This is a genomic window from Citrobacter sp. Cf116 (genome assembly GCF_030336505.1).
In the GTDB taxonomy this organism is placed as follows: Bacteria; Pseudomonadota; Gammaproteobacteria; order Enterobacterales; family Enterobacteriaceae; genus Citrobacter; species Citrobacter freundii.
Genome location: NZ_JAOWEQ010000037.1, coordinates 302,183 through 324,617, shown reverse-complemented (window position 1 = coordinate 324,617; position 22,435 = coordinate 302,183). Strand labels below are relative to the sequence as shown.

The following is a 22,435-nucleotide window of genomic DNA, read 5'->3' as shown; positions in this document are numbered from 1 at the left end:
TTAAAGTCTTGATAATGGTAATGCGACATTTTCCTTTCAGCAATAATGCCCGCCTGTTTTCTGTTTCTCTGGATATTGCTATGAACACACTTCATCGACCGCCGCTGTGGCTTCTCACACTCCTGATTATGTTTCCACAACTGGTGGAAACCATTTACAGCCCGGCATTGCCAGGTATTGCGACGTCTTATCACGTCAGCAGTGAGCGCGCGGCTCAAACACTCTCCGTTTATTTTGTTGCCTTCGCCGTCGGCGTGGCGATGTGGGGATGGCTGAGCGACTGCATCGGACGACGCCGGGCGATGATGGCTGGACTCCTGTGCTACGCCACGGGTTCCCTCATGGCCGTTGTTGCCACTGATTTCAGCGTTCTGCTGCTGGCACGGATGGTCTCGGCCATTGGAGCGGCTGCCGGATCTGTAGTGGTACAGACCATGCTAAGGGACAGCTATGAATCAACTGCGCTATCCCGCGTCTTTTCTGTGATGGGCGCCGCGTTGGCATTGAGTCCGGTTTTCGGTCTGCTAAGCGGAGGATGGTTGGTCAGTTTGTATGGTCATACCGGGGTATTTGTTGCCCTTGTGCTGCTGGCGCTACTACTGCTGATGCTGACCATAACCATGCTGCCAGAAACCCGGCCCGAACATACGCTCAGACCAAGGCTTGCTGCGCTACTCTCCCGCATGGCGCGTGACTATGAGCTGTGGAAAAACGCCATGCTGGTTGCTCTACTGAACACCATGCTGTTTAGCTATTACAGCCTGGCGCCGTTTCTTTTTGGGCAACTGGGATGGAGTTCCAGAGCTTTTGGCTTGACGGGGTTGCTACTTGCGTTTGCTTCTCTGTCGGGTAGCCTGCTGAACCAAAGACTGTTAACGACAGGTCTGACGCCGGAGCAACTGGTACGTTATGCCTGTGCGCTGGCAGCGTTGTCAGGTCTCGTAGCGTGGTGCTTACAGCACTCTGCGTGGATCCTGATTCCGGTATTCGGCGTGGTGATTGCCTATGGTATCGCCATTCCCAATGTGCTGAGTCAGGCGCTGCGTCATTATCGTGAACAGGCCGGAGCCGCGGGGGCATTGTTTGGATTAAGCTATTACCTGTTGCTGGGAATGATGCTGGGATTTGCAGGCATGGTGCAACAACTGGGGCTAGTACTGAGCGTCTGTGCCCTACTCGCCTGGCTTTGCAGCCTGGGCCGCTGATAAACCCGATGGCGCTCCTGAAAGCACAAAGCCCCGGCAATATGCTGGGGCTTTATTTTATCAATTAGCCTGACCTCGCGGATATTTCCAACTTACCGCCGTCCGATGGCGACGAGGCCAGTGGCGCGAATAGTATAGGCACACGTTTGCCGAGATTTAGCTATCCGTGCCCCATTTACCGCTCGCGCTTAAAAGATTACTCATGCTTGATCATGACATGGCGAACAATCGTGTAATCTTCCAGCCCATAAACCGACATATCCTTGCCATACCCAGACTGTTTTTGCCCACCGTGCGGCATCTCGCTAACCAGCGTGAAATGGGTATTGACCCAGGTGCAACCATATTGCAGGCGAGCGCTAAAGCGATGCGCACGCCCAACATCCCGGGTCCAGACGGAAGATGCCAGTCCGTATTTCGAATCATTTGCCCACGCCAGCACCTGGTCTTCATCATCAAATACGGTCACACTGACCACCGGGCCGAAAACTTCCCGCTGCACGATGGCATCTTCTTGCTTCGCCCCGGCCAGCAGCGTTGGGGCAAAGTAGTAGCCTGCGTCATCCACTTTCTTGCCGCCGGTGATAACTTTGATATGCCCCAGGGCTTTGGCCTCATCGACCGCTTTAGTCACGCGATCAAGATGTGCCTGCGAACTTACCGGTCCCAGTTCCGTCGATTCGTCGTTCGGCGCACCAATTTTCAGGCTGGCAACCGCGGCGCCGAGTTTCTCAACCAACGCGTCATAAATGCCTTTTTGGGCATAGATTCGACAAGCGGCGGTACAGTCTTGCCCGGCATTGTAATAACCAAAGGTCCGCACGCCGCTCACTACCGCATCCAGATTGGCATCATCAAAAATGATCACCGGGGCTTTGCCGCCCAGTTCCATATGTGTGCGCTTAATTGACGGCGCGGTGTGCTGAATAATGTGTTCACCGGTTGCAATGGAGCCAGTCAGAGAAACCATGCGGACTTTTTCATGGCCGGTCAGCGGATCGCCCACCGTTTTACCGCGACCAAACAGGACGTTGATAACGCCAGCCGGGTAAATATCTTTGGCAAATTCGGCCAATTTAAGCGCCGTCAGCGGGGTAATTTCTGATGGTTTAATCACCACACAGTTTCCCGCTGCCAACGCTGGAGCCAGCTTCCACGCCGCCATCATCAACGGATAGTTCCACGGAGCAATAGAGGCCACCACGCCGAGCGGATCACGGCGAATCATCGACGTATGTCCTTCCAGATACTCTCCGGCCGCCTGTCCTTGCAGAGTTCGAGCCGCCCCGGCAAAGAAGCGAAAAACGTCGACAATAGCTGGAATTTCATCGTTGAGGACACAGTGCAGTGGCTTACCGCAGTTAAGTGATTCCAGCTCAGCGAAGGTTTGCGCGTTATCGGCAATAGCGTCCGCCAGTTTCAGCAGCAGTTCAGAGCGGACTTTCGGCGTGGTTTGCCCCCAGGTGGCAAACGCGGTGTCTGCCGCACGCACCGCGGCATCAACCTGCATGGCTGACGCCTCAGCAATCTCCAGAATGAGTTCACCAGTGGCAGGGTTATAGACTGGCTGCTTTTCACCTTCACCGTTGACCAGCTCGCCATTAATCAGTAATTGATGTTGCATAGCAATTTCCCATATCGTCGTTTATTTACCGTTTCCGGCGAGAGTGTCGCCTTCACGCGTTAGCCACCAGGCCCCTAAAATTGGCAGTGTTGTCACCAGCATTACCAGCAATGCCACAACGTTGGTGACCGGCACATCCCGTGGACGGCCCAATTGATTGAGCAGCCACAGAGGAAGTGTTCTTTCATGTCCGGCGGTGAACGTTGTCACGATGATTTCATCAAACGACAAGGCAAACGCCAGCATCCCGCCCGCCAGTAGTGCCGATGCCAGATTGGGCAGCACGACGTAACGAAAGGTTTGCCAGCCGTTGGCGCCAAGATCCATAGACGCTTCAACCAGACTCCATGAGGTACGGCGAAAACGCGCCACAACGTTGTTAAACACCACCACCACGCAAAACGTCGCATGGCCCACTACGATCGTGAGAAAACCCGGTTCCAGGTTGATGGTTTTAAACGCCGTCAACAGCGCAAGGCCGGTAATAATGCCCGGCAGCGCGATCGGCAACAGTAGCAACAGCGATATTGCACTTTTGCCAAAAAAGTCCCTTCGCCACAGCGCGGCCGCGGCCAGCGTCCCCAGAACAAGGGCAATAGCGGTCGACAACGCAGCGATCTTAAGTGACAACGTCACAGACTCCAGGATATCGCTACGCTGCGCCGCAACGCTAAACCACTTCAGCGTTAATCCCTGCGGTGGAAAACTAAAAGCAGCCTCCTCAGTATTAAAAGCATAGGTGGCGATGATGAGGATGGGAAAGTGCAGGAAAATAACCCCACCCCATGCCGCCAGTTTGAGTAACCAGGGCGCGCGTTCAGAGTGCATCAAAAGCTCCCAGACGCTTCACGAACGCCAGATACAGTGCGATTAACACAATCGGCACCAGAGTAAATGCCGCCGCCATCGGCATATTGCCGATCGCCCCTTGTTGCGAATACACCATGTTGCCGATGAAATAGCCTGGTGGTCCCACCAGCTGTGGCACGATAAAGTCGCCCAACGTCAGAGAGAAGGTAAAGATAGATCCCGCAGCGATACCGGGTATTGCCAGCGGAAGGACCACATAGCGGAAGGTTTGACGCGGACGCGCGCCCAAATCAGCGGAGGCCTGTAACAGTGACGGCGGAAGTCTCTCCAGCGCGGCCTGTACCGGCAGGATCATAAACGGCAGCCAGATGTAGACGAACACCAGAAAGCGCCCTAAGCCTGAAGTCGACAACGTATTGCCGCCTACCGCAGGCAGCGTCAGGAACGAAAGCAGTAGCGGCTCCAGCCCAAGATGGGTTAAAAACCACTGCGCCACACCGTCTTTAGCTAACAGCAGCGTCCACGCATAGGCTTTAACGATGTAACTGGCCCACATTGGCAACATTACGGCAATGTAAAAAAAGGCTTTCATTTTGCCGCTGGTATAGCGCGCCATATACCACGCCATCGGAAACGCCAGAATCGCGCTGGCAATGGTGACCGCCACCGCCATCGTAAGGGTACGCAAAATGATGTCGTAGTTAGCAGGATTAAACAGCGCCTGCAAATTCGCCAGCGTCAGGTCCGGCGTGACCGACATAGTGAAATCGTCGAAGGTATAAAAACCTTGCCACAACAGCGTCAGTAATGAGCCGAAGTAGACAATGCCAAACCACATCAGTGGTCCAAGGAGCAGCAAAAACAGCCCCATCCCCGGATTACGCCAGAAGTAACCTGAGATCCGGTTCAGGCTTGTCGACTGTGGAGGCGAATGTAAGACGTTCATAGCCATTCACCTCTCCTCAACCAGCGGTACCATCACGTCGCGGGACCACGATGCCATCACCTGCTGACCCGGCGACAACGTTGACGGTAGCATTTCTCCCGTCAGGTTCGCCTGGCTAACCAGCAGTTTTTCCCCTCCGGCGAGTTTCAGCTCAAACCGCGTCGCCGCCCCCTGATACTGCACCGCCTGAATAACACCCCGGGCCTGGACTTCTCCTCCGGCATCATTCAAGCGAATGTGTTCGGGACGTAGGGAGAACATACCCTGTAGCCCACAAACGTTCGCCGACATCGTCGCATCAAAGACATTTGACGTTCCGACGAAACTTGCCACAAACGGCGTCCGCGGACGCATGTAAAGTTCACGCGGAGAATCCACCTGTTCGATGCGACCGTTATTAAACACCGCCACCCGATCGGACATCGACAGGGCTTCACCCTGATCGTGGGTGACAAAGATGAAGGTGATGCCAAGGGATTGCTGTAATTTTTTCAGCTCCAGCTGCATCTGCTCACGCAGTTTGAGATCCAATGCCCCGAGCGGTTCATCCAACAGCAGGACGCGCGGTTCATTGACCAGCGCCCGGGCAATAGCCACACGCTGACGTTGCCCACCGGAAAGCTGCGACGGTTTACGTTCATAAACAAAACCGAGTGCGACCTTATCCAGTGCTTCACGTGCTTTCGCGTGGCGTTGTTTTTTATCAATACCTTTAACCATCAGCCCATAGGCTACGTTGTCGAGGATCGACATGTGCGGGAATAACGCGTAATCCTGAAATACCGTATTGACGTCCCGTTCCCAGGGCGGCAATTCGCTGGCCTGTTTACCAAAAATAGTGATTGCGCCGCCTGACAGTTGCTCAAACCCGGCAATCAGGCGCAGACAGGTGGTCTTGCCGGAGCCGGATGGCCCCAGCATAGAGAAAAACTCACCGTCGTTAATCGCAATACTCACCCCATCCACTGCACGAACATCCCCATACAAACGCGAGACGTTATGAAACTCCACTGCGTACGTCATAAAACCCCCAGCGGAATTAACGACCACCCATAATGGCGATGTAATCCTGCGTCCAGCGACTGTAAGGAACGAATTTTCCACCTTCGGCAATTGGCGTTTTCCAGAAGGCAATTTTGTCGAAATAGCTATAGCCGTTGGTTTCACAGCCTTTTTCACCCAGTAACGGGCTGGCTTTACAACCTTCAGGCACCACTGGCAGAGAACCAAACCAGGCGGCTACGTCGCCCTGTACTTTCGGGGTTAATGACCAGTTCATCCATTTGTAAGCGCAAACCGGGTGTTTCGCTTCACTGTGCAGCATGGTGGTATCAGCCCATCCGGTAACCCCCTCTTTTGGGAAGACCGTGGCAATTGGCTGACCTTCGCCTTTCAAGGCGTTAGCCTGATAAGGCCAGGCGCTTGACGCCACTACGCCTTCGTTTTTGAAATCGCTCATTTGCACGGTGGTATCGTGCCAATAGCGATGGATCAACGCGTGCTGATCGCTCAGGACTTTGATCACCGCCTGATACTGTTTTTCAGTGAGCTGATAGGGGTCGGTAATACCCAACTGCGGCTGGGTGGCTTTAACGAATAATGCGGCGTCGGCAATATAGATCGGGCCATCGTAAGCCTGAACGCGACCTTTATTGCTTTTCCCATCAGGCAGATTTTGTTCAACGAATACCACGTTCCAGCTGTCCGGCGGCGTTGGGAAGGTTTTGGTGTTATACATCAGCAGGTTTGGTCCCCACTGGTATGGCGTACCGTAAACTTTACCGCCAACGTTAAACCACTCCCCTTTTACCACTCGCGGATCAAGGGTTTTCCAGTTAGGGATAAGCGCAGTATTAATCGGCTGAACGCGTTTTCCCATTATCAGGCGCAGTGAGGCATCACCAGAAGCGGTTACCAGGTCGTAACCGCCTTTAGCCATCAGGCTGACCATCTCATCAGAGGTGGCCGCCGTTTTTACATTGACCGCACAGCCGGTATCTTTCTCAAACTGCGAGACCCAGTCATATTGTTTATCGGTTTGCCCACGTTCGATATAACCCGGCCAGGCAATAATATCCAGGCGGCCTTCCGGTTTATCTAATGATGTGGGGGGTTCGGCTGCCTGCGCAGTCATCAGCGTCATGCTGAAGGCACACAGGCTACTGAGGGCAAGTTGCTTGCTCATAACGTCTTACTCCTGTCGAAAAAATATTGAGCGGCAGCCTTGCCGTAAATATATGTCCTTTTCTAAAAATAGTCGGGGTGTGGTAAGCGTTCCTGCTGGTGCAAGGAAATTTAATCAGGTTGTGAGCTAACGCTCATTACGCTACAGACTCTGACCAAGGGGGTAATCTTCTGGAGTATAGACAAGGAGTTAGACGCAGAGGTGGCAATAGTATTAACTATTGATATTTTGTATGGCCGCACCCGATATAAATAATACCGTGGTTCAGCATTCACTATTTCGAAAATAAGAATGCGCTATTCATTTATATTGAATAGCGCGTTATGGTTTATTTCATCATTTCACGAATTAATTTGCCAAGCTGTTTTACGGCCTGCTCTTCGCGCTCTCCCCAGTGCCATGCAGTATTAAAACGAAAAAAACGTGTCCAGCTTCCCGAGGTCGAGAACATTTTCCCCGGCGCAATGCTGATATGGTGTGCCAGCGCATGGGTACTGAGCACACCAGCATCAAGCGGTTCCGGCAGCTCCAGCCACAGAAAATAACCACTGTCGTTGTGGTGAATTTTGACTTCCGCCGGAAGATGACGCAGCAGCGTTTGCCAGGCCTGTTGTTTACGTTCAGCCAGTTGCCGACGCAAGCGTCGCAAATGCGCGTCATAGCGCCGGGTTGAAAGATAATCAACAAGTGCAAGCTGCATGGGCGAACTGGTAGATAAGGTGCTCATTAGCTGGAGTCGCTGAATACGCCGGGCATGTTTCCCTGCTGCCACCCAGCCAATACGAAATCCTGGCACCAGACACTTCGAGAAAGACGAACAATGCAGAACGCTGTCTGCACGATCCCAGGCTTTGGCTGGTAGCGGTTTTTCGCGGCCAAAGTACAGCTCGCTGTAAACATCATCTTCAATCAGCATTACGTGGTATTTTTCCAACAAGGCAACCAGACGCGCCTTTTTCTCTGCGCTGAGCGTAAAACCCAGCGGATTTTGGCTGTTGGTCATTAGCCAGCAGGCTTTTACCGGGTACTCCTGTAACGCCTGCTCCAACGCGGCAAGATCGATCCCCTCGTTAACGTCGGTGGCTACCGACAGCGCCTTCAGACGTAATCGCTCCAGGGCCTGCAACGCCCCATAAAAACAGGGGTTTTCGACAATCACCCAGTCACCCGGTTCAGTGACTGCTTGCAGGCTCAGGTTGAGGGCTTCCAGCGCGCCGGTGGTGATGACGATTTCGTCCGGTGAAATCGTCATCCCCTGTTGAGCATAGCGACGGGCAATGGCATGACGCAGCTCAGCATTCCCCGGCGGCAGGTTTTCAATCACACTCATGGCGGTGGCGGTTTTACTCACCTGTGCCAACGAGCGGTTCAACTGTTGAAGTGGAAACAGACGCGGGTCGGGGAATGCGGAGGCAAAGGGCATCACTGACGCATCCCGGCTGGCCTGCAACATATCAAAAATATAGGTATTGATATCCACCGCTTCGTCGCGCGTGACCTGCACCTGCGGCGCTGCCAGTTCACGTTCGGGGCGCGCGGCGACATAATAACCAGACTGCGGCCGGGCGATAATCCGCCCCTGGCTTTCCAGCAACTGGTATGCGTGTCCGACGGTCATAAAACTCATTCCGCTGCTGACCACTTGCTCACGCAAGGAAGGCAAGCGATCGCCTGGCTGCCATACGCCAGACGCAATTTGATCACGAATTTGCTCTGCCAGTCGCTGGTACTTTTTCATTTTTGATCCCGATTACCGGTGTCGGTGACAATCACTGTGTATATCAGTTTACATAATCAGGGTGTTTTTTATAACTGTTATAGTTAACAGTTTTACAACATCGTTAACGCCAGCTCTTTGCCTAAGGCGCGCGCAGCAATCTGCACGGCATCAATTTTCGTCGTGTGCTTTAAATCAAATAAACGGGTGATCTCCTGCTTAGGTCTGCCGATCCTGTTCGCCAGCTCCTGCTGGGTGATTTTTGATTCAAGGAAGGCATTCAGCAGAAGAACCTTAGACGCAACGCTCAGCGGTATTTCTACGTAGTCATCTTCAGCGCTAACCGCCGAAGGGAGTGGAATCGCCTCGTTGTCGTCGAAATAGAATTCAAAAGCGGTAATCAATGCCGCCTGCGCGGCCTGCAAAGCGTCATGGCGAGTATTTCCCTGAGTTAATGCTTCCGGAATATCCGGGAAAGAAACCACAAACCCACCTTCCACTGCCGGTGTTAGAGTAACAGGATAACGCATAGGATTTTCAAAATCTCTCATATAATCAACCTTGTAGTGATGATGATTACTGTAAGTCAAGCTGCTTAATAATCGCTTTTCGCAAGGCTTCTTTTATTTCATCACCTGGATGTCTGGGCATAACGCTACGCCTTCCCTGATATCTCAGTTTCAGATGATTTGAGCCGTTTGTAACAGCAACTCCCTGAGATTCAAGCCAGCGTCTAAACTCACTTTGCTTCACTGCGCCTCCCTGTCGTCTATTATACACACAAAGTAAACATTTATGATTACCTTTTAATTACCTTGCTATTAATATCGCAAAATCACTAACGTGGGGAGGACGCTATTTAATAACAGGAATCCAGCTTCCAGATTTCATATCAGCGTGTACAACCTATAACAGCACTGCAACTGTTATGGTTAAAAAGAACTGTTCTGTTTCTGCCCCGCATTGCTTCTCAGGCTTAGAATTGCGCCAAATCAATTTTGCCTGCGGAGTTAAGCATGTTCGGTCTTGACGCGTTTCACCTGGCGAGGATCCAGTTCGCGTTTACGGTATCCTTTCACATCATCTTTCCGGCCATTACCATCGGCCTCGCCAGTTATCTGGCAGTACTTGAGGGGTTATGGCTAAAGACGAAAAATCCCACCTGGCGTTCGCTATACCATTTCTGGTCGAAAATATTCGCCGTAAACTTTGGTATGGGTGTAGTTTCCGGGCTGGTGATGGCTTATCAGTTCGGTACCAACTGGAGTGGTTTTTCCGAGTTCGCCGGTAGCATCACCGGGCCGCTTCTGACCTATGAAGTGCTCACTGCCTTCTTCCTTGAAGCCGGTTTTCTCGGGGTAATGCTGTTTGGCTGGAACCGGGTTGGCCCAGGGCTTCACTTCTTTGCCACTTGCATGGTCGCACTGGGTACCATTATTTCAACCTTCTGGATCCTCGCCTCTAACAGCTGGATGCAGACACCGCAAGGCTATGAAATAGTTAACGGCCAGGTCGTTCCCGTTGACTGGTTCGCCGTTATTTTCAATCCTTCATTCCCTTATCGTTTACTGCATATGTCCGTTGCCGCTTTCCTCAGCAGCGCGTTGTTTGTCGCAGCGTCAGGTGCATGGCATTTATTGCGCGGGAATAACACCCCGGCTATTCGCGCGATGTTCTCAATGGCGCTATGGATGACGTTAATCGTCGCCCCGCTGCAGGCTTTGATTGGCGATATGCACGGTTTGAATACGCTAAAGCATCAGCCGGCAAAAATTGCTGCGATTGAAGGGCACTGGGAAAATCCGCCCGGCGAACCGACCCCGCTACTACTCTTCGGCTGGCCGGATATGGAGCAGGAACGCACCCGCTATGGGCTGGAAATCCCGGCGCTGGGCAGTCTGATCCTGACCCATAGCCTGGACAAACAGGTCCCGGCACTAAAAGAGTTTCCTAAAGAAGACAGGCCTAACTCAACTATGGTGTTCTGGTCGTTTCGCATAATGGCCGGGCTAGGCATGCTGATGATCCTGCTGGGCGCTTTTGCCCTGTGGCTGCGCTATAAGCAGCGTTTATACACCTCGCGCCCTTTCCTGCGCTTTGCCTTGTGGATGGGCCCCTCAGGTCTGATTGCCATCCTTGCCGGTTGGGTGACCACTGAAGTTGGCCGTCAACCGTGGGTGGTTTACGGTCTGCAACGTACGGCGGATGCGGTTTCCGCACATGGTGATTTACATATGAGCATCAGCCTGCTGTCCTTCTTTGTGGTGTACAGCTCAGTGTTTGGTGTGGGTTACAGCTACATGATACGCCTGATCCGCAAGGGGCCACATGAAGATGACCCAACAATTCCGCCAACCGGCACGCCTGCCCGGCCGCTTTCGGCTGCCGTCCTTGATTCTCAACCGGAGGCTCATCGCTAATGGGTATCGATTTATCAGTTATCTGGTTTGTGATTATCGTATTCGCCACGCTGATGTATATCGTGATGGACGGTTTTGATCTCGGGATTGGCATTTTATTCCCCGCGATTCAGGACGCTGATGACCGCGATGTGATGGTTAACAGCGTCGCTCCCGTATGGGATGGGAATGAAACCTGGCTGGTGTTGGGCGGGGCCGGGTTATTTGGCGCGTTCCCGCTGGCCTATGCGGTGATTGTCGATGCGCTGACGATCCCGTTGACCCTGATGCTAATCGGCCTGATTTTTCGCGGCGTCGCGTTTGAGTTTCGCTTCAAGGCCACGCCGGCGCATCGACCATTCTGGGATAAAGCCTTTCTCAGCGGTTCAATCCTGGCGACATTCACCCAGGGCGTGGTGGTGGGTGCCGTACTCAACGGATTTTCCGTTACCGGACGCAGCTACAGCGGCGGTCCTTTCGACTGGTTGACCCCGTTCACGTTGTTCTGCGGCGTTGGCCTGGTTGTAGCCTATGCCCTGCTGGGGGCGACATGGCTGGTGATGAAAAGTGAAAATCCGTTGCAGGATAAAATGCGTCGCGTGGCCAAAAAACTGCTGCTGGCAATGTTGATTGTGATTGCCATTATCAGCCTGTGGACACCACTGGCGCATAGCGCGATTGCCGAGCGTTGGTTTAGTCTGCCCAACCTGTGGTTCCTGATGCCGGTTCCGCTGCTGGTTGCGCTTATCAGTATCTGGCTGTGGCGTTCACTGGGGCAACATAACTGCCATACGCTGCCTTTTGTATTGACACTGGGGCTGATTTTCCTCGGGTTTAGCGGACTGGGGATCAGTATCTGGCCACACATCATTCCGCCGTCCATTACGCTCTGGCAAGCGGCGGCTCCGGCACAAAGTCAGGGCTTTATGTTGGTTGGCGCACTGCTGATTATCCCGATAATCCTGGTGTACACCTTCTGGAGCTACTACGTTTTCCGCGGCAAAGTTCAACATGGTGAGGGGTATCATTGATGCAACAAACAATCTGGAAACGCCTGATGTGGCTGGTGATCCTCTGGGGCGGCAGCGTGCTGGCCCTCGCCGCTGTTGGCATGTTCTTTCGTCTCCTGATGACGGCCGCCGGATTTAAGTCCTGAATCTCTCCGTGATAACACCCGGGCAGCGCTGCACTGCCCGGGTGTTACAAAACCCAACATCGACTAAACAAAAATGTAAAAAACATCGAAATGACAAAACAGAGATTGTCATTATCCCGATTAAAATATTGAATAGTCACCAGGCGAAATTATCGCCAATTCCGCAGCTAACGTACCAGAGGGTGCATGATGTTTAAGAAAGGGTTAACAGTGTTATTGCTGGCCAGCGCGCTTTTTTCCGGTCAACTTTTCGCTACTAATCAGGGACATGAATATCTTCAGGTGCAAGATGCCGATCATTTACTACGACACACGGCCGACAGTGATGAGCTGCGAGTGACGGCGGAAGAATCCGCCGCCGATCTTCGTGAACACCATCACTGGCAAAAATCACGCAAACCCGATACGCATCTGAGCTAACGATTAACCTTTACGCTTCGGCAGTGTCTTCATCAGTTCTTCCGGACTGACCGAAGCCACGACGCTACCCGGCAACGGCATCTTCAGAATGTGATGTTTCATCTTGCCGATCACGTGCATTTCGCACGGTCGGCAATCAAATTTCAGCGTCAGGACTTCATCGCCGTTAACCAGTTGCATTGGTGTCGCTTTCCAGCTCTTGATATTCCCTTTCGCCTGTTTCGGACACAGGTTAAAGGCGAAGCGCAGGCAATGTTTGGTGATCATCACCGGTACTTCGCCCTTTTCTTCATGCGCTTCATAAGCTGCATCAATCAACTGAACGCCATAACGGTGATAAAACTCACGCGCTTTTTGGTTGTAGACGTTAGCCAGGAAACTCAAGTGCGTTTGCGGATAAACCGGCGCTGGCTGGGATACTGGTTTGCGGCTGCCGCGCTTATAGCTTTGCAGGCGCGCTGTATCCAGCATATCAACGGCTTCACGTCGTAACTGATTTAGTTGACCGTTTGGCACGAACAGCGCGCCCGGCAGATTCACCTGAATATTGCGGGCGTAGTACATCGTCTGCCCAAGTTTTGCCAGTCCGTCCTGTAGGTTACTCAACGCTTTTTCCGCATTGTTCGCTTCCTCAAACTGGCCATCCAGCGTATGGGTGATGCTCACGCCCTCTTCACTGGTGAGCGTCAGAATCAACTGCTCCTGCCAGCCGCCGAGCTCAATATCGATCGCAACACGGCGTTCACTGGAGGTTTTGGTTAACGCTTGCTGCCAGTTATGATCGAGGTTGCGATTCAGCGGATGATGTGGACGCACTTTGTGCAGATCGGCAGGCATTTCATTCGGCCATACCCGATAACGATTGTTCCCCGTTTTTTCCACGGTGTTGGCGCGGAATCCAACAACCTCACGTTTGATTAGCACGTTCAGGCCATCCCCGTTAGCCAGCGGTTCTGTTACCTCAACATCGAGATGATCTTTCGCCACCTTCAGGACTTCGCCGACCGGCAAACCGATAAACTTTGGTGAGTCGAATGCGCCGATATCCCCTTTACGGGCATTCACAAAATAATCGGTGCTGCCACGATGGAAGGTTTTCTCCGTGGATGGGGTAAAGAAATGTTCGGTACGTCCCGCTGATGAACGGGCCAGGTCGCCGCGCTCTTCAATGATGGCATCGAGCATCTGGCGATAATGCGCGGTAATATTCTTTACATAACTCATGTCCTTATAGCGCCCTTCAATTTTGAAGGAACGCACACCTGCGTCAATCAATGCGCCGAGGTTGGCGGTCTGATCGTTGTCTTTCATCGACAGCAGGTGTTTTTCATAGGACACCACGCGTCCCTGATCGTCTTTCAGGGTATACGGCAGACGGCAAGCCTGGGAACAGTCGCCACGGTTAGCACTGCGTCCGGTTTGCGCATGTGAAATATAACACTGACCTGAATAGGCAACGCACAGCGCGCCGTGAATGAAAAACTCAATGGTCGCATCGGTAGCCTGATGGATGGCGTTAATTTGCTCAAGGCTCAGTTCGCGCGCAAGGACAATCTGGGTGAATCCGACATCAGCAAGAAATTTCGCCTTCTCAACGCTGCGAATATCACATTGGGTGCTGGCATGCAGTTCAATCGGGGGAATATCCAGTTCCAGAATCCCCATATCCTGTACGATCAGAGCATCAACACCGGTCTGATACAAATCGGTAATTAACCGCTGCGCGGGTTCCAGTTCATCATCGTGCAAGATAGTATTTAGCGTCACAAAGATTTTCGCCCCATAGCGATGGGCGAAAGGCACCAGTTCGGCGATATCTTTCAGGCTATTACTGGCGTTATGGCGCGCGCCAAAACCCGGTCCACCAATGTAAACGGCGTCTGCGCCGTGCAAAATGGCTTCGCGCGCAATGGCGGTATCCCGAGCCGGGCTTAACAATTCAAGGTGATGAGGCTGCTGGCGCATACAGTTGTTACCATCCACAAGCGGTAAAAATGGCGGCTATTGTAGTCACAAGCGCAGCTTTTCGGAATAGTTTTCCCGATTAACTGCGCGGGTAATGGATCAGCGAATGAAAGTGCACCGTTTGTTCGCTGCTGTTACGGTAACTGTGTGCCATATCTCCGGCGAAACGGACACCCTCACCAGATTTAAGGGTGCGCCACTGCCCCTCAATACACATATCCAGCAGACCATTAATCACCACCACGTGCTCTATTACGCCGGTCTCATGCGGAGTAGATTCACTGAGCGCGCCGGGCGCCAATAGTATCGAAAAATGATCGAAGCACAGTTGAGGATCCCACGGGAACAACGGCGTGACGACCATTGCCTGCTGCTGGGGATCGAATGTTAGCGTGCCGTCTGACTCTGGTGGTGAAATAAACGTTGAAAACGGGACGTTCAGCCCAGTGGCGATTTTCCACAATGTCGCCACCGTTGGACTGGATTCATTACGTTCAATCTGCCCCAGCATCGCTTTTGAGACGCCAGTTTCCTCCGCCAGACGCGAAAGACTCCATTCCCGCTGGTGACGTAATGTCCTGAGCGTTGTGGCCAGATAGTGGGTTAAGTTGTCCATTTTCTCCTTCGTCGCTCTCCTTACTCGGGGCTACAGTTTAGCACTTGTACGCTATAACGCACAGTGCTACAGTGATTGACCGTTATAACGCACACGGAGTGAATATGCGTGCATTCTCCATCCCCCTGCCCACTGTATTATCGGGTTTTGTGGCGGTCCTGGTTGGCTATGCCAGTTCGGCGGCCATTATCTGGCAAGCGGCACTCGCCGCAGGTGCGACTACCGGGCAAATTGCAGGTTGGATGACCGCACTGGGGTTAGCAATGGGGGTCAGTACGCTGGTGCTGACATTGTGGTATCGCGCTCCTGTACTTACCGCATGGTCAACGCCCGGTGCCGCGCTGCTGGTGACGGGCCTGCACGGGGTATCTATTCAGGATGCCATCGGCGTTTTTATCGTGGCTAACGCGCTGATTGTGCTGTGCGGCGTAACCGGACTGTTTGCCCGCCTGATGAAAATCATTCCCCACTCGCTGGCATCAGCCATGTTGGCTGGGATCTTACTGCGTTTTGGTTTGCAGGCATTTAATAGCCTGAACAGTGAGCTTATTTTGTGCGGTAGTATGCTGGTGGCATGGCTGGTGCTAAAAGTTATTGCCCCAAGATATGCCGTTATCGCTGCGATGTTAGTGGGTATTGCCATCGCCTTGATGAAAGGTGACATTGTCACTAATGATGTTAATCTGTCACCGGTTATCCCAGCGTTTGTTACCCCGCACTTTTCATTAGCCCACAGTATCAGCATTGCACTACCGTTATTTCTGGTCACTATGGCTTCGCAAAATGCCCCCGGTATTGCGACCATGAAAGCATCAGGATATTCGTTACCCGTTTCCCCTCTGATAGTTTTTACGGGTCTACTGGCGCTGCTATTTTCACCTTTTGGCGTCTATTCCATTTGCATCGCCGCCATAACCGCCGCAATTTGCCAAAGTCCTGAAGCGCATCCGGATGCAAATCGGCGCTGGCTCGCCGCAGCGGCAGCAGGCGTCTTCTATCTTCTGGCTGGGGTGTTTGGCGGTTCGGTTACAGGACTGATGGCAGCCCTGCCCGTAAGCTGGATCCAGATGCTTGCTGGTCTTGCATTACTCGGCACGATTAGCGGTAGTTTATATCAAGCCTTACATAATGAAGCTGAACGCGATGCGGCCATCGTGACTTTTCTGGTTACGGCCAGTGGTCTGACGGTATTTGGCATTGGGTCTGCATTCTGGGGGCTGGTTGTAGGCGGTATTTGCTACGCAGTGTTGACGTTATTTCGCCGCGCGTAGCTGCGTTGGTGTTTTACCTGTCACTTGTTTAAACCGGTTACTGAAATGACTCGCCGAGCTAAATCCGCAGGCCATTGCAATATCCGACAGGCTGCGTGATGAATAACAGACCAGTTGCTGCGCCAGTGCCATACGGCGTTGCATGACGTACTGATGCGGCGCCATATTCATCGACTGGCGAAACATTCTGGCAAAATGGAATTCGCTTAGCGCTGCCTCACCAGCCAGATCGCTCAACGTTATGGGATACGCCAGATGTGCTTCAATATAGGCCAGCACGTTGCGCAAGGTGGCAGGTGCAAGCCCTCCGGTAACAACGGGAAGTCGCCATTGAACGTTGCTGTAATGCTGGATCAGATGCGTTAACAGTAGTGAAGATGCCGCGCTAAGCGTGAGGTGATTAGCGGGTTGCAGCCAGTCGTTACCAAGCAAAAACTGACGGTAAACCGCCGTGATCCCCGGGTCGCTGCCAAAAGTATGCTCGTCCAGCGTGAAGCTATAGGGGCTTTTGTCCCAGACTTTTTCACCCACTTCGCGCAGGTGAGCGTCAGTACAATAGAGATGAACAAAGGAAAGATCGTCGCGAATATCCCAACTGGATTCGCTCTCTTTTGGCATCAGGCAAAAACGATCCGGTCCGCCGCCATTCTTCCAGCCTCCCGCCGTTTTGTGATAACTCTCGTAGCCATCCGCGATGTATAAACTGAGCGTGTGGTGATCGCAATACTGGGTAATGGTGTCGCGCTTGTTTGACCAGGCAGCCAGTTGGATCCCCGAATGTAACGCAACTGATTCATGCAGCACGGCATTGTGTTTGCGTAAGTTTTCAAAGGCACCGTAGGGCTGAGACATACCATCACATTCAAAATAAGTTAGCAGGCTTTCAGTCTATATCAGCTACATATCGTTAACAGCTTCCTTTTCACCTTTACACTAAAAAAAGCGCAAGATTTTGCAAGTCCACCGCAAGCCGATGAAAGCCCCCTGCTACCCGACGTGGCACAGTGTGCGCCTGAAGACCAAAAAGAGAGAGTTGTATGAACGGACTGTTGTACTGCCTGGTGGTGGTGATTTGGGGAACGACATGGATTGCGATTTACCTGCAACAAGGCCCGGTTGCGGCGCCGGTTTCCATCTTCTGGCGCTTTGCCATCGCCAGCACCGTGATGATAGCCATCCTGCTGATCAGCGGGAAATTGCGTAAGCTTTCCGGACGCGACCATCTGTTTTGTCTGTTACAAGGTGGATGCGTTTTTTGCTTTAACTTCTGGTGTTTTTACACTGCCGCTGCGTGGATCAATACTGGTCTCGAATCCGTCATTTTCTCGATGGCGGTCCTGTTCAATGCGGTTAATAGCTACCTGTTTTTTGGTCAAAAACCACCAGGACGCTTTTATATTGCCGCCGGGCTGGGGCTGACAGGTATCGTCACCTTGTTCTGGCAGGATTTGGTCAACAGCGGGTTGAATCACTCGCTGCTGCTGGGGATTGGTTTAAGCGCCCTCGGCACTTTTGGTTTCTCACTGGGCAATATGATAAGTCTGCGTCATCAGAAAAAAGGTCTCGAGGTGATGACCACCAACAGTTGGGCGATGCTGTACGGCACCGTGTTGATTGCTACCATTGCGCTGGTGCGCGGCGACAGCTTCACGCCACAGTGGACCTTCAGTTATCTCAGTGCGCTGTTGTATCTGGCTATTTTTGGTTCGGTAATCGCCTTCGGCGCCTATTTCACGCTGGTCGGACGCATTGGTCCCAGTAAAGCGGCATACAGTACACTTCTTTTTCCACTGGTGGCGCTAACGCTGTCTACGTTGTATGAAGGGTATGTCTGGCAGGTTAATGCGATTGTGGGATTAGTATTGATTTTGCTGGGGAATCTGGTGATGTTTGCCCGACCAGAAACGCTGATGGGTAAACTCGTATATCGTCGCCGGGCGGCATAAAAAAACGCACCATCCAGGGATGGTGCGTTCTTCGTTATTATTGTTTTTTATTTACGTCAAACATGGAAGCATCAGTCGCCATGTCATCAACAACTTTCTTCAACGTTTCGAACGCCATCGGCGTACTTTCGTTGTTCAGGTCTTTACCTTCACCCTGACGTACAACTTTAATGACAGGTTTATTGGTTGCCGCATCAATCAACTCACCTTCGAAAAAGAGGTGCGTGTCCATGGTACGGTGCCCCGTCGCCATTTGCGTACCCGCAACGAGCAGTGCAACCGGGACCACTTCATAGAACTGCAGCCCTTCTTTGCTGGTAGCAACACCGGTGATTGCCCCGCGGAAAATCAGACTGCGCGAGCCTGGCGTCGTAACCAGCGGTTTACGTTTTGCCAGGGCAGTTTTCATTTGGGTATTGGTATAGCTCAACAGCTTATCAAGAACCTGCTGACCGACCTGGGTGGTTGGTTTAGGAACCGGATAATACGTGATCGGGTTATAAACGATGTTATCGTATTTAGACTCATTAAAGTTGGGATCAACCCAACGCAGCACCGGCTGTCCGGTTGCAGATTTTGTTTCCTTCAGGCCGGAGTAATCTTTTAAAAAACCTGAATATTTATCAGGCTGCGTAATTTTTGAAGCACAGCCTGATAACGCCAGTAAACCCGTAAGCACTGCAACTTTAAATAAAGTTTGAGCACGCATGGAACGATCCCTTAGTATTTGCAGATATGCATCTGAAATAATAGCAAAAGGAAATCATTTTGGATGAACTAAAAATGGTAAGGCCCGCACAATTTTATCTTAACGTTTTCTTAATATTCAGCACGAAAAAAATGCTGAACGTAGAAAGAGTTATCACAAATGGGCAGGTCAGACCGTTTTACGCGCCAGCATTGTTGCAAAGCGTAGTTTAATTCGGTTGCCGTGCTCATCCGTACGATGAAGTTCACCTACGTCTTCGTTATATTTCAGCAGATCCCAACCTGTGTAGTAGCGGCGTAACTCCCCTGTTTTAAACGCAAACGGGAACCCAACGGTGCACGGAAAATCATCGGTATCCATTGCCGCGACGATCAGGTTATACCCACCTGGGTTGGTGCAGCGCTGCATATTTTCAATCAGGCCCGGGATGGTTTTCGCGTCCAGGAACATCATCACCACGGTAGAAAGAATAAAATCGTATTCACCGTCAAAGTTTAGCGCATTGAGATCCGCCACCTCAGCGTGCAGATTAGTCAGCCCTTCCGCGTTTTTAATGCGTTCCAGATTGGCGATGCTCATCGGATTCTTGTCCCATGCGGTAACGTCATAACCGTTGGCCGCCAGGTACAGACTGTTACGGCCATTCCCGCAGCCCAGATCTAACGTTTTGCCCGGGGCAACAATTTTTGCCGCGTCGACGACATCGGAATGCGTGCGGGTCAAATCATATTTCTCAGTAAAGTAGTTTTCGTCACAACGGATCATTATTTATCCTCAGATTTCAGTAATGCAGCACGTTCGGTGCGAATAAGCAGTTTTCCCTGCATCAGCAATGCAAACGTACGTATCAGTAATAGCGCAATGATAAAATTGGTAAAAATAAACAGCGGGATCGCCAGCGTATGAAAAAAACCTGACTCGCTGCCGTGCCCTAAATGCAGCCCCGTAGTCGCCAGTGCCGATACGCCGAACGAGAAGCTCCAGAAAGACGCATTAAACGGCTGTGACAAATACCACGGCATCAGGCGTAGCATAAACAGAAGTTGCAGCAGACCATAGCCGAACAGCATTTTGGCTAACGTATCTCCCTCGCCACCGTTCACACTAAGCCACGCGCTACAGGCGACCAGCGCAGGCGCCAGTTGTATACCAAGTGAAGTCCGTAAAACCGTTGGCAGCTCGCCGCAGCTTCGTAAACGCTGCAGAATAACCGGCTCGAGGCTGAGCCAGGAAAATACCCCTGCGCCCAAAAACACCAACCCGGCATCGTTGAAGCCAAGCGCACCACAGGCCATGGCGCTGATAAAGTTATTGGCAACGGTTGGCAGATACAGGCCCGGTGTGGTGGCCTCTTCCGGGTGCTCGCCACGCCATAATCCAGCCGTTTGCCAGGCTGCATACGCCAGCTGTATCACCACGCCGATGCTGAACAACACAATTGCCAGCGGTCGATACCACGGGACAAAACCAATCGCGACCAGCATCGTTGTAGCCGGAAACAGACTGACAAAACTGCTCATCACCGGATGACGAATTTCCGCCAGTACGCTATGAGGAAAACGCAGTAAACGACTAATAAAGGCCAGCGTCAACAATCCCCAGATGACCATCGCAAGGATCACTAAACCGTCGCCAATCCAGTGGCTTACAGGCCATACCTGGCTGGCATATCGCCACGCGAACCCCATCCCGATGATGCCCAGTACCATGCCAAAATAACCGGCCGGAAGATTGAGGACTCGCTCACTTTGCTTGCTCTTACTCATTTTGTTTATTTTTTAAAGTATATTTGAAATGCATTTTATGGAATTTCCACGAATTTAGCCAGTACGGAAAACTTTGCTACGTTTAACTAAGGTGCGCAACATGGAAATGAGCTATGACCAAATATCGTCTGGGCGATGAACCTCGCGCCTTTAGTTACCAGGATAATGGCAATAAAAAGAGCGTATTACTACGCCAGATAATTGCGCTCATTGATTTTAATGATGTTAAAGCCGGTACGCTCGGTGGCTGGATTGATGATGAAAGCGTGCTTTCGCAAAGTGGTGATTGCTGGATTTACGATGAGAATGCGCTCGCGTTTTCCGGCGCGACGATATCCGGAAATGCCCGTATTACACAGGCAAGCGTGGTCAGAGATGGCGCGCAGATTGGTGATGCCGCCTGGATTGACCGAGCAGAAATCAGCGATAACGCGCAAATACGTGACAACGTCACCATTCGGGATTCTGTTGTTCGCGGAGAGTGCCTTCTCTGCGGTGATGCGCGCGTTGTGTGTGACTCTGAAATTATCGCCGCCAAAGGACTAACTCGTGAAAACGACCAGCTCCTGCAAATTTACGATCGGGCGACAGTCAGCAATTCACGCGTGGTGCATCAGGTGCAGATCTATGGTGATGCGATGATTAACTATGCCTTTATAGAACATCGGGCTGAAGTTTTTGATTTTGCACGGGTAGAAGGTAACGAAGAGAATAATGTCTGGATCTGCGATTGCGCTAAAGTCTATGGACATGCGCGTGTCATCGCCGGAACTGATGAAGACGCCATTCCTACCCTGCGCTATAGCTCGCAGGTGGCGGAACACGCGGAGGTTGAAGGTAATTGTGTGCTGAAACACCATGTGCTGGTCGGGGGGCATGCAAAATTACGCGGCGGCCCAATTCTGCTGGATGGGCACATCCTGATTGAAGGCCACGCCTGTATTCTGGGTGAAGTGCTGATCGAGCATCATATTGAGATAACCGGTCAGGCCCAAGTTGAAGCCTTTGATGGCGATGCGATCCATCTGCGCGGGCCAAAAGTGATCAACGGCGAACAACGTATTACGCGCACCCCTATCGCCGGTTTATTCTGAAGAGTCATCAATGATGCGGGCATAGAGATTCACATCATAGTAATCGCCATTGAGGAACTCCGCTTGTCGTAAGCATCCTTCCAGTTGAAAGCCATTACGCAACGCCACCTGGTTGCTCTTGACGTTATCTACACGACATTTAATCACGAAGCGGCGAATCTCCTGGCGCTGCGCATAATGCTGAATCAATGCCTGTAGCGCCTGAGACAGAATACCTTTGCCCTGGTGATCTTCGTCCAGCCAATAACCAATATAAGCGGCTCTGTTCAGCGGTTCTATCTGGTTAAACGAGATAACGCCAGCCACCTCCCCTTGTTCGAAAATAAGGAACATTTTGGCGTAGCCGCGCTGGTGCAACATCATATTGCCCTGCACATTCTTGCGGGTGTCCTCCACAGAAGTCACAAACTGCGGCCAGTTCAGCGACTGCTGGAGCCAGACTTTATTTTTAAGCACCAATTGATGCAGAGGGGTGACGTGTTGTTCTTCGACGGCACGCAGTTCCAGCGCGTCACTAACGATTATTATTTCTGACATGTTTATCTCCTTCGCAATCGTAAACGGGGCATTTCTGACTGGCAGTAGCCGATATTACTCTGTTTAGAG

23 protein-coding genes are annotated in these 22,435 nt (G+C 51.9%); 8 read left to right on the top strand and 15 right to left on the bottom strand.

Annotation, left to right across the window (positions count from 1 at the left end; translation table 11 throughout):
- Positions 1 to 80: 80 nt before the first annotated feature.
- Positions 81 to 1,205, top strand: a complete 1,125-nt coding sequence (locus tag OGV74_RS10950; RefSeq protein WP_071696152.1) for a multidrug effflux MFS transporter — start codon at positions 81 to 83, stop codon at positions 1,203 to 1,205.
- Positions 1,206 to 1,401: 196 nt separating this feature from the next.
- Here OGV74_RS10950 and patD read toward each other — a convergent pair whose 3' ends face one another.
- The 8 genes from patD to OGV74_RS10910 form a co-directional block, all read right to left on the bottom strand.
- The gene (patD, locus tag OGV74_RS10945) at positions 1,402 to 2,829 is read right to left on the bottom strand and encodes an aminobutyraldehyde dehydrogenase (protein ID WP_086504108.1); all 1,428 of its coding nucleotides are present in this window, start codon (positions 2,827 to 2,829) and stop codon (positions 1,402 to 1,404) included.
- Between the two features lie 21 nt (positions 2,830 to 2,850).
- Positions 2,851 to 3,657, bottom strand: coding sequence for an ABC transporter permease (locus OGV74_RS10940; RefSeq protein WP_003020204.1), 807 nt, complete (start codon positions 3,655 to 3,657; stop codon positions 2,851 to 2,853).
- Positions 3,647 to 4,591 carry an ABC transporter permease gene (locus OGV74_RS10935; protein WP_003843727.1) on the bottom strand — a complete coding sequence of 315 codons (945 nt, stop codon included), beginning with the start codon at positions 4,589 to 4,591 and terminating at the stop codon, positions 3,647 to 3,649. The genes OGV74_RS10940 and OGV74_RS10935 overlap by 11 nt, the downstream gene beginning before the upstream one ends.
- The gene (locus OGV74_RS10930; RefSeq protein WP_003020210.1) at positions 4,592 to 5,608 is read right to left on the bottom strand and encodes an ABC transporter ATP-binding protein; all 1,017 of its coding nucleotides are present in this window, start codon (positions 5,606 to 5,608) and stop codon (positions 4,592 to 4,594) included.
- 16 nt (positions 5,609 to 5,624) lie between these two features.
- Positions 5,625 to 6,770 (bottom strand): putative ABC transporter substrate-binding protein YdcS, encoded by a 1,146-nt coding sequence (gene ydcS, locus OGV74_RS10925; RefSeq protein WP_003020212.1) that lies wholly within the window; start codon positions 6,768 to 6,770, stop codon positions 5,625 to 5,627.
- A 328-nt stretch (positions 6,771 to 7,098) separates the two neighbouring features.
- On the bottom strand, positions 7,099 to 8,508 hold the full coding sequence (locus tag OGV74_RS10920) for an aminotransferase-like domain-containing protein (protein ID WP_016150280.1): 1,410 nt from the start codon (positions 8,506 to 8,508) through the stop codon (positions 7,099 to 7,101).
- A 92-nt stretch (positions 8,509 to 8,600) separates the two neighbouring features.
- Positions 8,601 to 9,017 carry a type II toxin-antitoxin system HicB family antitoxin gene (locus OGV74_RS10915; RefSeq protein WP_123924900.1) on the bottom strand — a complete coding sequence of 139 codons (417 nt, stop codon included), beginning with the start codon at positions 9,015 to 9,017 and terminating at the stop codon, positions 8,601 to 8,603.
- A 46-nt stretch (positions 9,018 to 9,063) separates the two neighbouring features.
- Positions 9,064 to 9,240 carry a type II toxin-antitoxin system HicA family toxin gene (locus OGV74_RS10910; protein ID WP_003020221.1) on the bottom strand — a complete coding sequence of 59 codons (177 nt, stop codon included), beginning with the start codon at positions 9,238 to 9,240 and terminating at the stop codon, positions 9,064 to 9,066.
- Between the two features lie 263 nt (positions 9,241 to 9,503).
- Here OGV74_RS10910 and OGV74_RS10905 point away from each other — a divergent pair, with 263 nt between their 5' ends.
- The 4 genes from OGV74_RS10905 to OGV74_RS10890 all read left to right on the top strand — a co-directional run bounded on the left by OGV74_RS10905 (position 9,504) and on the right by OGV74_RS10890 (position 12,462).
- Positions 9,504 to 10,907, top strand: a complete 1,404-nt coding sequence (locus tag OGV74_RS10905) for a cytochrome ubiquinol oxidase subunit I (protein WP_003020224.1) — start codon at positions 9,504 to 9,506, stop codon at positions 10,905 to 10,907.
- Positions 10,907 to 11,917, top strand: a complete 1,011-nt coding sequence (cydB, locus tag OGV74_RS10900) for a cytochrome d ubiquinol oxidase subunit II (RefSeq protein WP_003020227.1) — start codon at positions 10,907 to 10,909, stop codon at positions 11,915 to 11,917. Before OGV74_RS10905 ends, cydB begins: the two co-directional genes overlap by 1 nt.
- Positions 11,917 to 12,042 carry a DUF2474 domain-containing protein gene (locus OGV74_RS10895; protein ID WP_003020230.1) on the top strand — a complete coding sequence of 42 codons (126 nt, stop codon included), beginning with the start codon at positions 11,917 to 11,919 and terminating at the stop codon, positions 12,040 to 12,042. The genes cydB and OGV74_RS10895 overlap by 1 nt, the downstream gene beginning before the upstream one ends.
- Positions 12,043 to 12,231: 189 nt before the next feature.
- Entirely contained in the window at positions 12,232 to 12,462 is a 231-nt protein-coding gene (locus tag OGV74_RS10890; RefSeq protein ID WP_003020233.1) for a DUF2554 family protein, read from the top strand.
- Between the two features lie 3 nt (positions 12,463 to 12,465).
- Here the strand turns inward: OGV74_RS10890 and OGV74_RS10885 are convergent, their stop codons facing one another.
- Positions 12,466 to 14,427 (bottom strand): peptidase U32 family protein, encoded by a 1,962-nt coding sequence (locus OGV74_RS10885; protein WP_003020237.1) that lies wholly within the window; start codon positions 14,425 to 14,427, stop codon positions 12,466 to 12,468.
- Positions 14,428 to 14,506: 79 nt separating this feature from the next.
- Positions 14,507 to 15,043 carry a helix-turn-helix domain-containing protein gene (locus tag OGV74_RS10880; RefSeq protein ID WP_003836127.1) on the bottom strand — a complete coding sequence of 179 codons (537 nt, stop codon included), beginning with the start codon at positions 15,041 to 15,043 and terminating at the stop codon, positions 14,507 to 14,509.
- 104 nt (positions 15,044 to 15,147) lie between these two features.
- Between OGV74_RS10880 and OGV74_RS10875 the strand changes: the two genes are divergently transcribed.
- Positions 15,148 to 16,314 (top strand): benzoate/H(+) symporter BenE family transporter, encoded by a 1,167-nt coding sequence (locus OGV74_RS10875; RefSeq protein ID WP_199880179.1) that lies wholly within the window; start codon positions 15,148 to 15,150, stop codon positions 16,312 to 16,314.
- Here OGV74_RS10875 and OGV74_RS10870 read toward each other — a convergent pair.
- The gene (locus OGV74_RS10870) at positions 16,297 to 17,166 is read right to left on the bottom strand and encodes an AraC family transcriptional regulator (protein WP_003836123.1); all 870 of its coding nucleotides are present in this window, start codon (positions 17,164 to 17,166) and stop codon (positions 16,297 to 16,299) included. The two genes, OGV74_RS10875 and OGV74_RS10870, sit on opposite strands and share 18 nt — an antisense overlap.
- 185 nt (positions 17,167 to 17,351) lie before the next feature.
- On the opposite strand from OGV74_RS10870, the gene OGV74_RS10865 reads away from it, so the two are divergent.
- On the top strand, positions 17,352 to 18,260 hold the full coding sequence (locus OGV74_RS10865) for a DMT family transporter (RefSeq protein ID WP_086504111.1): 909 nt from the start codon (positions 17,352 to 17,354) through the stop codon (positions 18,258 to 18,260).
- A 37-nt stretch (positions 18,261 to 18,297) separates the two neighbouring features.
- On the opposite strand, the gene OGV74_RS10860 is transcribed toward OGV74_RS10865, so the two are convergent.
- The 3 genes from OGV74_RS10860 to tehA all read right to left on the bottom strand — a co-directional run bounded on the left by OGV74_RS10860 (position 18,298) and on the right by tehA (position 20,735).
- Positions 18,298 to 18,969 carry a DUF3313 domain-containing protein gene (locus OGV74_RS10860; RefSeq protein WP_003020253.1) on the bottom strand — a complete coding sequence of 224 codons (672 nt, stop codon included), beginning with the start codon at positions 18,967 to 18,969 and terminating at the stop codon, positions 18,298 to 18,300.
- Between the two features lie 168 nt (positions 18,970 to 19,137).
- The gene (gene tehB, locus OGV74_RS10855) at positions 19,138 to 19,734 is read right to left on the bottom strand and encodes a tellurite resistance methyltransferase TehB (RefSeq protein ID WP_003836119.1); all 597 of its coding nucleotides are present in this window, start codon (positions 19,732 to 19,734) and stop codon (positions 19,138 to 19,140) included.
- Positions 19,734 to 20,735, bottom strand: a complete 1,002-nt coding sequence (gene tehA / locus OGV74_RS10850; protein ID WP_003020259.1) for a dicarboxylate transporter/tellurite-resistance protein TehA — start codon at positions 20,733 to 20,735, stop codon at positions 19,734 to 19,736. Before tehA ends, tehB begins: the two co-directional genes overlap by 1 nt.
- A gap of 113 nt (positions 20,736 to 20,848) precedes the next feature.
- Here tehA and ydcK point away from each other — a divergent pair, with 113 nt between their 5' ends.
- Positions 20,849 to 21,829: a YdcK family protein gene (gene ydcK, locus OGV74_RS10845; RefSeq protein ID WP_086504112.1), complete on the top strand. Its 981-nt coding sequence runs from the start codon at positions 20,849 to 20,851 to the stop codon at positions 21,827 to 21,829.
- Here ydcK and rimL read toward each other — a convergent pair.
- Positions 21,821 to 22,366, bottom strand: a complete 546-nt coding sequence (gene rimL / locus OGV74_RS10840) for a 50S ribosomal protein L7/L12-serine acetyltransferase (RefSeq protein WP_003836113.1) — start codon at positions 22,364 to 22,366, stop codon at positions 21,821 to 21,823. The genes ydcK and rimL overlap by 9 nt on opposite strands.
- Positions 22,367 to 22,435: the final 69 nt, after the last annotated feature.